Annotated in this window: 10 protein-coding genes and 2 pseudogenes; 6 read left to right on the top strand and 6 right to left on the bottom strand. The window is 68.8% G+C overall.

Annotated features, from left to right (window positions below):
• Positions 1–162: 162 nt before the first annotated feature.
• The 4 genes and pseudogenes from ACIPM1_RS30350 to ACIPM1_RS30335 all read left to right on the top strand — a co-directional run bounded on the left by ACIPM1_RS30350 (position 163) and on the right by ACIPM1_RS30335 (position 4,867).
• Positions 163–2,202, top strand: a complete 2,040-nt coding sequence (locus ACIPM1_RS30350; protein WP_402440041.1) for a multicopper oxidase family protein — start codon at positions 163–165, stop codon at positions 2,200–2,202.
• A gap of 300 nt (positions 2,203–2,502) precedes the next feature.
• Positions 2,503–2,932: pseudogene (gene tnpA, locus ACIPM1_RS30345) on the top strand (IS200/IS605 family transposase).
• Positions 2,929–4,137, top strand: a complete 1,209-nt coding sequence (locus tag ACIPM1_RS30340; protein WP_402440039.1) for an RNA-guided endonuclease InsQ/TnpB family protein — start codon at positions 2,929–2,931, stop codon at positions 4,135–4,137. Before tnpA ends, ACIPM1_RS30340 begins: the two are co-directional and overlap by 4 nt.
• 31 nt (positions 4,138–4,168) lie before the next feature.
• Positions 4,169–4,867: a hypothetical protein gene (locus ACIPM1_RS30335; RefSeq protein ID WP_402440036.1), complete on the top strand. Its 699-nt coding sequence runs from the start codon at positions 4,169–4,171 to the stop codon at positions 4,865–4,867.
• Positions 4,868–5,010: 143 nt separating this feature from the next.
• Here ACIPM1_RS30335 and ACIPM1_RS30330 read toward each other — a convergent pair whose 3' ends face one another.
• The 3 genes from ACIPM1_RS30330 to ACIPM1_RS30320 all read right to left on the bottom strand — a co-directional run bounded on the left by ACIPM1_RS30330 (position 5,011) and on the right by ACIPM1_RS30320 (position 7,907).
• Positions 5,011–5,679: a hypothetical protein gene (locus ACIPM1_RS30330; RefSeq protein WP_402440033.1), complete on the bottom strand. Its 669-nt coding sequence runs from the start codon at positions 5,677–5,679 to the stop codon at positions 5,011–5,013.
• 245 nt (positions 5,680–5,924) lie between these two features.
• A complete protein-coding gene (locus ACIPM1_RS30325; RefSeq protein WP_402440030.1) occupies positions 5,925–6,647 on the bottom strand; it encodes a dienelactone hydrolase family protein in 723 nt (240 codons plus the stop codon).
• Positions 6,648–6,935: 288 nt separating this feature from the next.
• The gene (locus tag ACIPM1_RS30320) at positions 6,936–7,907 is read right to left on the bottom strand and encodes a 2-dehydropantoate 2-reductase (RefSeq protein WP_356191033.1); all 972 of its coding nucleotides are present in this window, start codon (positions 7,905–7,907) and stop codon (positions 6,936–6,938) included.
• Between the two features lie 183 nt (positions 7,908–8,090).
• Here ACIPM1_RS30320 and ACIPM1_RS30315 point away from each other — a divergent pair.
• A pseudogene (locus ACIPM1_RS30315) lies at positions 8,091–8,165 on the top strand (GntR family transcriptional regulator); the annotation flags it as partial.
• 232 nt (positions 8,166–8,397) lie between these two features.
• Here ACIPM1_RS30315 and ACIPM1_RS30310 read toward each other — a convergent pair.
• The 3 genes from ACIPM1_RS30310 to frc form a co-directional block, all read right to left on the bottom strand.
• A complete protein-coding gene (locus ACIPM1_RS30310) occupies positions 8,398–9,786 on the bottom strand; it encodes an OFA family MFS transporter (protein WP_402440027.1) in 1,389 nt (462 codons plus the stop codon).
• Positions 9,787–9,962: 176 nt separating this feature from the next.
• Positions 9,963–12,095: an acetate--CoA ligase family protein gene (locus ACIPM1_RS30305; RefSeq protein WP_402440024.1), complete on the bottom strand. Its 2,133-nt coding sequence runs from the start codon at positions 12,093–12,095 to the stop codon at positions 9,963–9,965.
• A 4-nt stretch (positions 12,096–12,099) separates the two neighbouring features.
• Positions 12,100–13,359, bottom strand: a complete 1,260-nt coding sequence (frc, locus tag ACIPM1_RS30300) for a formyl-CoA transferase (RefSeq protein ID WP_402440021.1) — start codon at positions 13,357–13,359, stop codon at positions 12,100–12,102.
• A gap of 292 nt (positions 13,360–13,651) precedes the next feature.
• On the opposite strand from frc, the gene sucC reads away from it, so the two are divergent.
• Positions 13,652–14,782, top strand: coding sequence for an ADP-forming succinate--CoA ligase subunit beta (sucC, locus tag ACIPM1_RS30295; RefSeq protein WP_402440019.1), 1,131 nt, complete (start codon positions 13,652–13,654; stop codon positions 14,780–14,782).
• Positions 14,783–14,792 lie beyond the last annotated feature (10 nt).

The raw sequence follows: 14,792 nt of genomic DNA, 5'->3' as shown, positions 1-14,792 counted from the left end.
CGCGGGTCGAGGAAGCAGTCCGCACCGCACTCCTGCGCGACCGGCTCACCGGCATCCACCCGGGACCGGCAGACCGCGCGCCGCCCGGCCCTGACAACCTGACGACACGCTGGACGGCGTTCAGTTACTCGCTGTGTGCGCGATCTAACATTCAGTAAAGGAGTGGTCGACTCCCTCGGGCTGCAGAAGGCGAGTGAAATGATCGCACGACGAGACGTGCTCGTAGCCGGGGCCGTCGGAGGGGCGGCCTTAGCCCTTCCAGGACCCAGCGGGGCGGTGGCACTCCCGAAGGGGAACACGGTGGCCCCCGGGGCCGGGACTGACGCCGGCTTCCCCGTTCCCACCCTGGACCCCACGACCATCCCGAAATACGTCACCGACCTGGTGATTCCGCCGGTGATACCGAAGGCTCCCCGCCCGCAGCGGCACGGAATCGACACCTACGTCATCGGTGTCCGGCAGTTCAGCCAGCAGGTGTTGCCGCCCACTCTGCCCTCCACCACCCTGTGGGGGTACGGCTCGCTCGGCGACAACGACACATACAGCTATCCGTCGTTCACCATCGAGGCCAAGGTCGACCGACCTGTCCGGGTCACCTGGGTGAACGATCTCGTCGACAGCCAGGGCCGCTTCCTCCCGCACCTGCTGGCGGTCGACCCCACTCTGCACTGGGCGAACCCGCCGGGAGGCAAGGCCGGGCGCGATTCCCGGCCGGTCTTCACCTCGACACCGGGTCCGTATACCGGCCCCGTGCCGATCGTGACTCACCTGCACGGTGGGCATTCATCCGAGGAGAGCGACGGCCACCCCGAAGCGTGGTACCTGCCACGCGCGAACGACATCCCTTCCGGGTTCGCCACCGTGGGCTCGTACTACGACGAGTTCCGTCGGAAGTCCGCCGACGCACATGGCCTGAAGTGGGAGCCGGGCACCGCGACCTTCCAGTACGCCAACGACCAGCGGGCGGCGACCCTCTGGTTCCACGATCACGCCCTGGGTCTGACCCGGCTCAACGTCTACGCCGGGCCCGTCGGGTTCTACCTGCTGCGCGGCGGCGAGTGCGACCTGCCCAAGGGGGCCCTGCCCGGACCGGCGCCCGCCTTCGGTGATCCGCCGGGCACCCGGTACTACGAGATCCCCCTGGTCATCCAGGACCGCTCGTTCAATGCGGACGGCTCCCTGTTCTACCCCACGAGCCGGGAATTCTTCGACGGGTTCGCGGGTCCGTACATTCCCACCACCGATGTGTCCCCCGTCTGGAACCCCGAATTCTTCGCCAACACCATGGTGGTCAACGGACGCACATGGCCAAAGCTGGAGGTCGAACCGCGCCGCTACAGGCTGCGCCTCCTCAACGGATGCAATGCCCGGTTCCTGATCCTGAAGATCGCGGACAGCCCGACCGCCCGGCCGGCACAGTCCGCCGTACCGATCTGGCAGATCGGCAACGAAGGCGGGTTCCTGCCCGCACCGGTACGGCTGGAGCGGCTGCTGGTGGCCAACGCGGAGCGGGCCGACGTCATCGTCGACTTCACCGGGATCCCGGAAGGCACCGAGCTGTACCTCATCAATGAGGGCGCCGACGAGCCCTTCGGCCGGGGCCAACCAGGCGTGGACTTCTCCGCGGCGGATCCCGCCACCACCGGGCAGGTGATGAAGTTCGTGATCGTGCCGCCGGCGGGCAGGGACACCAGCGTTCCGCCGGATCGGCTCAGGCTGCCCAGGATCAGGCCGCTCGGCTCGGCGAGCGTCACCCGTCGCCTCTCCCTCAACGAGATGGACTCCAGCAATCCCCTGGTGCCACCGGACACCCCGGTCGAGGCCATGTTCGGGACGCTCGATTCCGCCGGCAATCCGGTGCTGCTCCACTGGGCCGATCCGGTCACGGAGAACCCACGTCTGAACGCGACCGAGACATGGGAGTTGCACAACTTCACGGACGACGCCCACCCGGTGCACATCCACGCGGTGGCGTTCGAGGTGGTGAACCGGCAGCCGTTCAACGGGGCAGCCGTTCCGCCGGAGAGCGGGGAGCGCGGCTTCAAGGACACCGTGATCGCCTATCCGGGAGAGATCACCCGGGTGAAAGCCCGGTTCGACCACCCCGGTCGCTTCGTCTGGCACTGCCACATCCTCGAGCACGAGGACAACGAGATGATGCGGCCGTACCAAATCGGAGGCAGACGCAGGAAAGACCTCTGACAGGCCCGCCCCCGTGGTCGGTCGCAGCAGCCAGTCCACCACGGGGGCCGCCCACCACCGGGCCGGTGGCGAGGCCGCCCCCGGCGGTGGCGGTCCTTCGTGCGTCCATCCCCACGGTGCCCACCGGACGAGGGCGGTACCTTGCCGCCATCAGGACCTAGCCAGGGGACGCCCCGCTTCAGCGGGGTGGGGAATGGCTTCTTTGGGCTGCTCTGACGTCAACCGGGTGCACGAATTCTCGCTGTTCACCTGCGGCGCCTTTCTGGGGGATTAGACCTGTCGCGTATGTATGGTGGTCGTATGGTCGTGGCCAGGAAGGTTCGCCGGTTCTCCGGCGGCGTGTATGACCTCGGGCTCCACGTGGTGTGGTGCCCGAAGTACCGCCGTCCGGTCCTTCGGCGGCCGGGTCGCGGAACGACTGGAGGAACTGATCCGGCAGAAGGCTGACGAACGCGGCTGGGAGATCATCACCCTTGAGGTGATGCCCGACCAGGTCCACCTCTTCGTGAAGCACGACCCGAAGTCGTCAGCCTCGTACGTGGCCAACCAGTTCAAGGGCTTCACCTCCCGCGTCCTGCGCGAAGAGTTCCCCCACCTGAAGTCGCGGATGCCCACGTTGTGGTCGTCGTCGTATTTCGCGGCATCGGTGGGTGCCGTGTCGGCGGCGACGGTCGAGAAGTACATCGACACCCAGTGGGAACGCCCGGGGAAGAAGGGGGACGGCGCGTGATCCGCGCGTACAAGTTCCTCCTTCGCCCCACCAAGAGCCAGGCGGCGTCGCTCACCGACATGCTGCGGGACCACTGCTCCCTCTACAACGGCGCGCTCCAGGAACGCCGGGACGCCTACCGGCACACCTCGAGGACCACCGTTCGGTACGGCGACCAGTCCGCGCAGCTCAAGGAGATCCGCGCGTTCGACCCCGAGCGTCACGGCCGCTGGTCGTTTTCCTCTCAGCAGGCCACGCTGCGCCGTCTCGACAAGGCGTTCCAGGCGTTTTTCAAGCGGGTCAAGGCCGGTCTCACGCCGGGCTACCCCAGGTTCAAGGGCGTCGGGCACTTCGCCACCGTCACCTTCCCCAAGAACGGCGACGGCTGCCGCTGGGACTCCACCCCGCACGACCGTCAGACCCGCGTGCGTTTTCAAGGCGTCGGGCACATCCGCGTGCACCAGCACCGGCCCGTACAGGGGCGCGTCAAGACGATCTCGGTGAAGCGCGAGGGGACCCGCTGGTACGTCGTCCTGGCCTGCGACGAGGTCCCCGCCGAGTCGCTGCCGTCCACCGGGGCGATCGTTGGTATCGACGTGGGCGTCGCCCACTTTCTGACCACGTCGGACGGCGAACACGTCGCCAACCCGCGCTTCCTTAAGGCGATGGCCGACGAACTGGCCGAAGCGCAGCGGCATCTTGCGACGTTCCCGAAGCGGACCCGGCAGCGCACCAAGCGCCACCGCGCTGCGGCCCGGAAGGTCGCCAAGCTGCACGCCAGGATCCGGCGGCAGCGCGTCGACTTCCACCACAAGACCGCGCTCGCACTCGTGCAAGAGCACGACGTGATCGCGCACGAGCGGTTGAACACGGCGGGCATGACCAAAGCCCCGGCACCCAGGGCCGCCCCCGAGCAGCCCGGCAGCTTCCTGCCGAACGGTGCCGCCGCGAAGGCCGGACTCAATCACAGCATTCTTGACGCGGGTTGGGCGCAGTTCCTCGGAATCCTGGCGAACAAGGCTGAGAGTGCCGGTCGCCTCACGGTCCCGGTGGACGCGCGCAACACCTCCCGCACGTGCCCCGAGTGCGGGCACGTCGCGAAGGGGAACCGCCTCACCCAGGCGAAGTTCCAGTGCACGGCGTGCGGGTACACCGCGAACGCGGACCACGTCGGCGCGAGGAACGTCCTCAACAGGGCCGGGCTGGCCCTCTGCGACGTGGCGTAGCCACCGACACAGGAAGCCCGCGCGTTTACGCGTGGGTGGAGTCACGCTGCTGCACCTGCCCACCAGGCAGCTCACCCCCCGGCAGTTCCTCTCCGCCGGGCGCACCGGCGACGTCCTGCACCGCATGGTCGCCGCCGCGGAGCGCGTCGCCGCCACAGCCGACGACATCGCGTGGATGAGCGCGGAACCGCAGGCCGTACGGGTCTTCGACCACGACGTCTACACGGTGCTCTTGGCAGAGGACCCCACCGCGGTCCCGGCCGCGCTGCGACGGGTGCCGCCGCACCGGCGCCCCGAGCTCGAGCCTGACCTGTTGCGCTTCTACGCCGGACACTTCCCCGACCACACCATCGCTGTGTGCTGCTTCGACAACGCCGACGCGCAACGCGCCAAGCCACTGCTCTTGTGGTACGCGCCCCTCGATCCCGACCGGCTGACCGTGCCCGCCCTGGACAGTCACACCGGCAAGGCGCCGGACCTCTACGCCGCTGTGCCTGTGGACCACTGGGTCCTGCTCTCCACCGACCAGGCCCCCGCCGGCTGGGGTACCCCCGTCGACTACCCCGGGGACATGCGCCACCGCCTGCGCGCCTTCCTGCCCACCACCGTCATGGGCCGGCAGTACGCGGAAGGGCAGGCCCTGCCCAACGGAGACTTCACCATCAGCCACCGCGACCTGCTCGCCGGCGACCTCGACCGCATCGAGCGCCTGCAACCGGCCCACCGTTGAAGCACGTTTCCGACGGTGTGATCACACCAGGCACACCGTGATCATTCCGCTCGGCTCCACTGCTGGGGATGTGGCCGGTTTTGGCGGAGCCGTCAGTAAAATCGGGCTGGCCCTTGAGGTGTGGAGGAACGGAACGAGTGCCCTCAGGTGATACCTAGGCGCGCCAGGACTCCGCTTACGGCAGGGCTGGGAGGGCCTGAGCTCCCGCTGAGTGGCGAGCCCCACGTGGGGTCATGCCATGCGTTCCCGGCTGCGTGCTCAAGCAGGTGCTGTGCGGTGGTCGGGGCGGTGTCCTCAGAGGCTCCTGCCGCGATCAGAGCGGCGGTGAGCGTCGCAACTGCCTCGTCCGAAGGGGCATGCTCGGCGAGCAAGGGAAGCAGCAGCAGGAGACGGGCAGCCGGGTCCTTGATCCCGTCGGCTGTCGGGCTCGGACTGGCGACGATGCGGATGAGTTCACGCCACGTCAGTGTGTCCCCGTGCAAGTCGCCGTCCCAGCCGGCGATTTGCCGGGCACCGCTCCAGCTCGGATGCGTAAACACGTAGTCGACTCCGTAGTCGTCGACAAGATTGCGGTAGACCACCACGGCCTCGTACCCGCCCTCGACCGGCATCAGGAACACCGGCCACCGCTTCGGGTCCATGAGCAGGTCGGACATGGCGTCGACATCGGCTCCGTCAGCGCCGAACCACTCCGGCTCGGCACTCGCACCACGCCAACACGGCCCCCACAGGTGGTTCGACCAAAAGCCCGGACGGTCCACCAGTGGCTCTCCGGCGACCAGTGAGCCACCGTCGTATCCCTCGATCAGCACGCCGTAAGCGTGCCATCTGCTCTTGACGTGGTTCGCTCCAGGCGCCGACGCGGAGGTTCAGCAGGTTGGCCGGCACTCGAAGCACGGCAGAAATCGACCAGTTCATGGCTTCGGGCAGTGCGGGCCCCTGCCGACTCGGCAGGGGCCCGCGGTGGAGAGAGCTGAGAAGAGCCGGGACCTGTCCCCGGTGAGCGGTGTCCTGGCCGACCGGGACTATTGGCTCCTGCCGGCCTGGCGGCCGGGCCTCACTTCAGGTGCCGGCCGAAGAACCGGTTCCCGTCCTCCACCTCGAACCACGGGGTGCCGGTGTGCCCGCCCATGTTGGCGTGCAGCGTCTTCTCCTTGGTGCCGAAGGCGTCGAACAGGTCCAGGGCCCTTTGCCGGGGGTTGCCTTCGTCGTCCCACTGCAGGAGGAACAGCAGCGGAATGGTGACCTGCCGGGCCTCCTGGCGCTGGGCGCGGGGCACGTAACCCCCGGCGAAGAAGCCGGCGGCCGCGATGCGCGGCTCCAGGACCGCCAGCCGGATGCCCAGTGCGGTCCACCCCGAGTACCCGACCGGGCCGTCGATCTCGGGCAGCGAAAGGAGGGCGTCCAGGGTGGTCCGCCACTCCGGGACCGCCTTCTCGACCAGCGGGCCGATGAAGGACTCGAAGATCTCATCGACCGGCTCGCCGGCCCGCATCGCCCGGCGCAGGTCGGCGCGGGCCTGTTCGTCGGCGGTGGAACGGGGCCGGTCACCGCACCCGGCCGCGTCGATGGTGGCCACCGCGTAGCCGTACGCCGCGGAGTGCCGGGCCCGGGCCACCAGCCGGGGTTCCCCCTTGGGCAGGCCGTTGTTGTGGGCCGTCAGGATCAGCGGGGCCGGTGCGGCGGATGCGGGGGTCCACAGGGTGCCGGGGATCTCGCCGAGGGTGAACTCACGTTCGAGGACGCCGTCGTCGAGGCGCCGTTCGGAAGTGAATCGCATGGTCGTGCCTTTCGGGAGTGCGCAGACGGCGCTCCCGGACGACCTATCGCCCGACCGTGACCCCGGAGGGGAGCACCCATGTCGATATGTTCACGGGTACCACCTCCTCGGTCTCTCGCACGGCCTCCGGAAAGGTAGCAGCGGTCTCCATGGTCCGCCAACGGGTTTTCGCGGAGGCCCCATGGCCGGATGCCTCGGGCTCGGAACGCCGCGCAGGACCACTGGGGGCCTCATCGCGGCTTCCCGCGGTGAGGCCCCGCGGCGGCGGAGCCCGCCGGCCGGGTCACCTCATGCGGGTCTCCTCAGGGCCAGCAGGTCCGACAACGCGGCTACCGTGCGGAGTGTGGGCACCTCGACGCCGGTGATCTCCGCCAGTTCGATCACGGCGGGCAGCAGGACGTCGAGTTCCAGCGGTTTTCCGCGCTCCAGGTCCTGGAGGGTGGACGGCCGGTGGTCGCCCACGCGCTCGGCGCCGGCCAGGCGCCGTTCGACGGAGACCGTCACCTCGCAACCGAGGGCCTCGGCGACCGCGAGCGTCTCCCTCATCATCGTCTCGATGACCTGGCGGGTTCCGCCGTGCGTGGCCATCTGCCGCATGGTCGCCCGCACCAGGGCGCTGATCGGGTTGAAGGAAACGTTCCCGAGGAGTTTGACCCAGATGTCGCTCCGCAGGTCCTCCTCCACCGGGCACTTGAGACCACCCGCCCGCATGGCCTCGGCGAAGTCCAGGCAGCGCTGCGAGGCTCCGCGCGCCGGCTCGCCGATGGAGAACCGGGTGCCTTCGACGTGCCGCACCACGCCGGGGGCCTCCAGTTCGGTCGCCGCGTACACCACGCAGCCGATCGCCCGCTCGGGCGCGAGCACCGCACTGACCGCGCCGTCGGGATCGACACTTTCCAGGCGGCGCCCGTCGTGGGGACCGCCGTGCTGGTGGAAGTACCACCAGGGAATGCCGTTCTGAGCGGCCACCACGGCGGTGGTGTCGTGCAGCAGCGGCTCGATCAGCGGCCCGCACGCCGCGTACGAGTTCGCCTTCAGGCCCATGAACACGTAGTCGACCGGGCCTATCTCGGCCGAGTCGTCCGTGACGTGGGCGCGCGCGGTGAAGTCACCGCGGGGGCTGAGGACGCGCACCCCGCTGCGCCTCATGGCAGCGAGATGGGGTCCACGGGCGATGAGATGCACGTCCGCGCCTCCGCGGTGAAGGGCGGCACCGACATAGGCGCCGATGGCACCGGCGCCGAGAATGGCGACTTTCACAAGGAGCTCCGTTCGGTCGAGGGTGTACCGAGGAACTTCGGTGAACCTCCGGGGAGGCCCGGGGGAGTGCGGCGAATCGCCGCAGTGCAGGGATTTCGGCGTGAATGCCGAGATGTGCTTGTCGGAGAACTCGACTGAATATTGTCTACAGTATGGAAGGTGGAGCGGCAAGGGTCCTGACGCCTGCGGCCCGCGCAGGGCGCTTTCGTTCACGAGCCCACCGACGAGGAGGCCGACCAGCTGATGCGCGAGCACACCGAGAACACCCGCCGGTCGTCCCACGAACGGGCGTGTGACTGAGGTCTGTTGGGACGCCGGTCTTGCGACGGAGAGCCGGCCGCGCTGTGCGGCGACCGACCGGGCGACGCCCGTGGGGAGTGAGCAAGGCGGTCCTTCCCTCAGGGGGGAAGGACCGCCTCCGGCCTGGCTGTCGACAGGCGTACGGCTCAGGGGTCGTGGGGAGGGTGTGCGGCGGTGAGCCGCGGGGACGTCACGCCACTTCCTCGCCCAGCGGTTGCGGGTTGGGTGCGATGGACTTGGCGCTCTGGCGGCCCGGCTGCCGCAGCAGCAGGGCGATGGCGGCCGCCACCATGGAGATGCCGCCGGCCAGCGCGTAGGCGCCGTTGTACCCCCATGCGGCGACCACCATGGAGCCCAGACCGCCGCCGAACAGGCCGCTGACCAGCTTGCCGCTGTACACCATCCCGTAGTTCGTGGCGTTGTAGTTCTCGCCGAAGTAGTCCGGCGTGAGCGCCGCGAACATCGGGTAGAAGGCGCCGCTGCCGAAGCCGGAGAGGAACGCGAACGCCAGGAACAGGAACTCGTTGTGCATGTCGCCGGCCCAGATCACACCGAACTGGGCCAGGCCCAGGACGACGATCACGAAGACGAGGGTCGTCTTGCGGCCCCAGAAGTCGGAGAGCCAGCCGACCACCGCACGTCCGACGCCGTTGACGACGGACATGATGCCCATCGAGGAGGCCGCGACGAGAGGGCCGAAGCCGATCTGCTTGGCGTAGTCGACCTGGAAGGAGATGCCGAAGATGGAGACTCCCGCGGTCATCACGATGGAGATCCACATCAGGTACAGCTGAGCCGTCCTGAGAGCCTCCCTCGGCGTGAACTGCCGTACCGCCGGAGGGTTCTTCTCGAGGCTCTTGGTGTTCTTCCTGGCGCTGGTGTGGGACAGCGGGTCGATGTCCGCGGGCCACCAGTTCTTCGGCGGGTCCTTGAAGAAGTACGCGCAGATGGCGACGGCGGCCAGGACGTAGAGACCCACGAGGTCCAGGACGGTGTTGTAGTTCGAGGTGTCGAAGGCGTAGTTGAAGATGAAGATGAAGGGCAGGGCGCCGTAGGCGAATCCGCCGTTCACGAAGCCGGTCTTGGCGCCCCGCTTCTCGGGGAACCACTTGCCGACCATGTTGATGCAGGTCGCGTAGATCGCGCCGGCGCCGATTCCGCCGATCACGCCGAAGCCGAGAAGGGCCATCCAGACGTTGTGCAGATGCGACAGCGCCAGGAAGCCGATGATGCACATCACCGAGCCGATGTACATGGCCTGCCGCGCCTTGAGTATGCCCTTCTCCCGCAGCCACCCGGCGGGGGTGGCGATACCGGCCTGGAAGAAGACCCAGATGCTCAGGATCCAGAAGGTGTTGCTCTGGGTCCAGCCGTGCGCCTTGGACAGCGTGTCCTCGGCCGAGCCGTAGGCGTATTCGAAGACGCTGATCGCGATCATCGCGACCCACGGCAGCCACATCATCAGCTTGCGTGAATGGCCGAGGATGTCCCGGTCGGTCTCGCCTATGCGGTACACGCGGCCGTTGGCGTCCGTGACCTCCCGGTACGGGACCATGCTGGGTGAATCGGTAGTTGTCATGTCAATTGTACCCCTTGCGTTCGAAAGATCTGGCCAGCGCCCCCTGTCCAAATGCCTTTCGTGCGCGTATGGGAGCAGGGGGCGGCCGACCGCGCTGTCGGCCGCCCCGTTCACCTCACGCCCTCATGTACCGCCCCCTTGCCCTTCGTTCGCGCGGCCCGCCACCGGAAGCCGGATCAGAGCAGCCCCGCAGCCTTGGCCCACCGGTACTTGGCGCCCAGCACCGCCACCGGCTTCTCGGTGGTGTACGGGTAGGCCACGACCCCTCGCTCGAAGAGGTACTGGCAGGCCTCCTCGACCTCGACGTCGCCGGCCAGCGACGCGACGACGGGCTTCTCGATCCCGCGCTCGCGGAACTCGGCCACCACGCGCGCGGTGAGCTCGGCGAAGACCATGGGAGGGGTGACGATGGTGTGCCAGTAGCCGAGGACGAGCGCGTGGATGCGCGGGTCCTCCAGGCCCAGGCGGATCGTCGCCTCGTACGTCGACGGCGGCTCGCCCCCGGTGATGTCCACCGGATTGCCGGCCGCCCCGAAGGGCGGGATGAACGTGCGGAACGCCTCGTCCAGGTCCGGCGGGATCTCCATCAGCGACAGGCCGTTGTCCGTGACCGCGTCCGACAGCAGCACGCCGCTGCCGCCGGCCCCGGTGATGATCACGACGTTGTCGCCCTTGGGCGCCGGCAGCACCGGCAGGGCACGGGCGTACTCGAGCATGTCGTTGAGGCCCGGGGCCCGGATCACGCCCGCCTGCCGCAGGATGTCGTCGTACACCGCGTCGTCGCCCGCGAGGGCGCCGGTGTGCGAGCCGGCGGCCTTGGCGCCGGCCGCCGTACGCCCGGCCTTGAGCACCACGACGGGCTTCTTCGGCACCGTCTCGCGTGCGGCGGCCACGAACGCCCGGCCGTCCTTGAGGTCCTCCAGGTGCATCGCGATGCACTCGGTGTTCGGATCCTCGCCGAACCAGGTCAGCAGGTCGTCCTCGTCGACGTCGGACTTGTTGCCGAGCCCGACGATCGCCGACACGCCCGTCTTGGTGGAGCGGGCGAAGCCGAGGATGGCCATCCCGATGCCACCGGACTGGGAGGTCAGCGCCACCCCGCCCTTGACGTCGTAGGGGGTGCAGAACGTGGCGCACAGGTCCTGCCAGGTCGAGTAGTAGCCGTAGATGTTCGGCCCGAGCAGCCGGACGCCGTGCCGCTCGGCGATCGCCACGATCTCCGCCTGGAGTTCGTGCTCGCCGGTCTCCGCGAACCCGGAGGGGATGAGGACGGCGTTGGGGATGTTCTTGCGTCCCACCTCCTCCAGCGCAGCGGCCACGAACTTGGCGGGAATGGCGAAGACAGCCACATCCACCTCACCGGGAACGTCCGTGACACTCTTGTACGCCTTGCGGCCGAGAATGTCATCGGCCTTGGGGTTCACCGGGTGGATCTCCCCGGAGAAGCCGCCGTCGACGAGGTTGCGCATGACCGAATTGCCGATCTTTCCCTGTTCGTTGGAGGCGCCGATCACCGCCACCGACGACGGCTGCATCAGCCGGCGCATCGAGGTGAGGATCTGCTCGCGGGTGAAGGTGCGCCGCGGCTCGGGCTCCGATTCGCTGAGGATGACGCGGATGTCCGCGGCGACCGCGCCCTCGGGCGTGGCGATCACCGGGTTGAGGTCCACCTCGGCGATCTCGGGGAAGTCCGCGACGAGTTGCGACACCCGGCGGATCTGCTCGGCGATCGCCTCCCGGTCGACCGCGGCCCCTCCGCGCACCCCGCGCAGCACCTCGGCCGCGCGGATGGAGTCCAGCATGGACAGCGACTCGGCCTCGTCGACCGGCGCCAGACGGAAGGTGACGTCCTTGAGGACCTCGACGAGGACGCCGCCGAGCCCGAAGGCGACCACCTTCCCGAAGGTGGGGTCGGTGACCGCGCCGACGATGACCTCCTGCCCCTTCGGCAGGAGCTCCTGCACCTGCACGCCGTCGATCCGGGCGTCGGCGGCGTAGGCGCGCGCGTTCTCGATGATCTTGTCGTGGGCGGCTCGGACGTCGTCCGCGCCCTGGACGCCGACGATCACGCCGCCGGCGTCGGTCTTGTGCAGGATGTCGGGGGAGACGATCTTCATCACGACGGGTCCGCCGAAGCGGGCCGCGAAGGCGACCGACTCGTCGGCGCTCTTCGCCAGTTCCTCACCCGGTACGGCGATCCCGTACGCGTCGGCGATCACCTTGCCCTCGGGGGCGGTCAGTCCCGTACGTCCCTCGGCGCGTACGGCGTCGAGAAGCGCACGGACCCGCTCCAGACGGTCATCGGCCATCAAATCAGATCACTCCGTTCGACTTGAGCAGGCGCAACTCCTCGTCACCGAGGCCGAGTTCGCCGACAAAGATTTCCTCGTTGTGCTCACCGAGCAGCGGCGACCGCTTGACGTCCACCGGGGAGTCGGACAGTTTGAGCGGGCTGCCCACGGTCTTGAACTCGCCGCGCGCGGGGTGCGGGACGTTGACCACCATCTCGTTGGCGACCAGCGACTGGTCCTCGATGATCTCCTTGGTGGAGAGGATCGGCCCGCAGGGGATGTTGTGGGCGTTGAGCTTCTCCAGCACCTCCCACTTGGGGAGTCTGGAGGACCACTCCTCGATCAGCTGGAACATCTTGCCCAGCTTGGGCAGCCGGGCCTCGGGCGTCGCCCACTCGGGGTCCTCGGCCAGCTCGGGGCGGCCGATCAGCTCGCTGAGCGGCTTCCAGCCGACGGGCTGCACGATCACGTACACGTAGTCGTTCGGGCCGCCCGGCGCGCACTTGACCGCCCAGCCGGGCTGGCCGCCGCCGGAGGCGTTGCCGGAGCGGGGAACCTCGTCGCCGAAGTCCTCGTTCGGGTACTCGGCGAGCGGGCCGTGGGCCAGGCGCTGCTGGTCGCGCAGCTTCACCCGGCACAGGTTGAGCACCGCGTGCTGCATGGCCACGTTGACCCGCTGCCCGCGTCCGGTGCGCTCCCGCTGGAGCAGTGCGGCGAGGATGCCGGCCACGATGTGCACACCGGTCCCGGAGTCGCCGATCTGGGCGCCGGTCGCAGTCGGCGGCCCGTCCTCGAAACCGGTCGTCGACATCGAGCCGCCCATCGCCTGGGCGACCACCTCGTAGGCCTTGAAGTTGGTGTAGGGGCCTTCGCCGAAGCCCTTGATGGAGGCGTAGACAATCCGCGGGTTGATCTCCCGGATGCGCTCCCAGGTGAAGCCCATCCGGTCCACCGCGCCGGGGCCGAAGTTCTCCACCATCACGTCGCAGCGCCGGATCAGCTCGGTGAGCAGCTCCTTGCCGCGCTCCGACTTGGTGTTGAGGGTGATGCTCCGCTTGTTGCAGTTCAGCATCGTGAAGTAGAGCGAGTCGACGTCCGGGATGTCGCGCAGCTGCCTGCGGGTGATGTCACCGGACGGCGCCTCCAGTTTGATGACGTCCGCGCCGAGCCAGGCGAGCAGCTGGGTCGCCGATGGTCCGGACTGGACGTGGGTCATGTCGAGGACACGTATGCCGTCGAGGGCCTTTCCGGCAGGTGTGGTCGCGGAAGTTTCGGTCGTCACCGGGTCACCTCACTTGTGCATCGGGTGGTTCGTGATTCCTGGGGCATAGGCGTCCAGAGCGGTCCGGGCGGGGGCCGCCCGGCCCTCGTCAGGCATGACGAAGGCCCGTCCCGTCGTGCGGTTCTTGCTGGTCAAGGCTGTCGTCAGACATCACGAAGTCCGTCCCTTCATAGGGGGTGCACCGCCCACGCGGTACATTGCATACAGTCGACGAATACTGTATGAAGCTTGTTATCCCGCATCCGGTGGGTGGTGTCCAGGGGGCGTGCGGCATTTTTGAACAGGAGCCGGAATGGACCTGTACGAACACCAGGCAAGGGAACTCTTCGAGGAGCACGGCATCGTGGTGCCGCGCGCGGAGGTCACCGACTCGGCCAGGGAGGCCCGGGAGATCGCCCGCAGGCTCGGCGGACGTGCCGTCGTCAAGGCCCAGGTGAAGACCGGCGGGCGCGGCAAGGCGGGCGGAGTCAAGCTCGCCGCCGACCCGGCCGCCGCCGAACAGACGGCACGCCGGATTCTGGGCATGGACATCCGCGGCCACCGCGTAGGCACGGTCATGCTGGCCGAACCCGTCGACATCGACCGGGAGTTCTACGTCTCCTACGTCCTCGACCGGGCAGCCGGCGGCTTCCTCGCCATCGCGTCGGCCGAGGGCGGCATGGAGATCGAGGAGGTCGCGGCCGAGCGCCCCGAGGCGGTGGCCCGCATCCCCGTCGACCCCAAGGAGGGCGTCACCTCCGCCGTCGCCGCCAGGATCGCCGCCGCCGCCGGACTCCCGGAGCGCACCGCGGACGTCCTCATGCGGCTGTGGCAGGTACTGGTCCGCGACGATGCCCTGCTCGTCGAGGTCAACCCGCTCGTCCTTACCCGCCAGGGCCAGATCCTCGCCCTCGACGGCAAGGTCACCCTGGACGACAACGCACGCTTCCGACAGGCCCGTTGGGCGGCCGACACGGTGGAGCACGACGACCGCCTCGAGGCCGCCGCCGCGGCCAAGGGCCTCAACTACGTGAAACTGGACGGCCAGGTCGGCGTCATCGGTAACGGCGCAGGGCTCGTCATGTCGACCCTCGACGTCATCGCCGGCTGCGGTGCCCGGCCCGCCAACTTCCTGGACATCGGCGGCGGGGCCTCCGCCCAGGTGATGGCCGACGGCCTCTCCGTCATCCTGTCCGACCCGGACGTCAAGTCCGTCTTCGTCAACGTCTTCGGCGGCATCACCGCCTGTGACGCGGTCGCCGACGGCATCGTCCAGGCCCTGGACACCGTCGAGCTGACCCGCCCGCTCGTGGTCCGCCTCGACGGCAACAACGCGGCCCGCGGCCGCGCCATCCTCCACGGGCACGCCCACCCGCTCGTCCAGCAGGCCACCACCATGGACGGCGCCGCCCAGCGCGCGGCCGACCTCGCCAACGCCTCGTAAGGAGCCCGGA

Source organism: Streptomyces sp. NPDC086766, from assembly GCF_044746005.1.
Classification (GTDB): Bacteria; Actinomycetota; Actinomycetes; order Streptomycetales; family Streptomycetaceae; genus Streptomyces.
The sequence above is the reverse complement of the archived record's forward strand: the minus strand, read 5'-3'. Positions and strand labels throughout refer to the sequence as shown.

Excerpts from the sequence above, each read along its gene's own strand:
- ACIPM1_RS30325 (WP_402440030.1), bottom strand. The coding sequence starts at position 6,647 with ATGCGATTCACTTCCGAACGGCGCCTCGACGACGGCGTCCTCGAACGT.
- ACIPM1_RS30310 (WP_402440027.1), bottom strand. The coding sequence starts at position 9,786 with ATGACAACTACCGATTCACCCAGCATGGTCCCGTACCGGGAGGTCACG.
- ACIPM1_RS30305 (WP_402440024.1), bottom strand. The coding sequence starts at position 12,095 with ATGGCCGATGACCGTCTGGAGCGGGTCCGTGCGCTTCTCGACGCCGTA.
- sucC (WP_402440019.1), top strand. The coding sequence starts at position 13,652 with ATGGACCTGTACGAACACCAGGCAAGGGAACTCTTCGAGGAGCACGGC.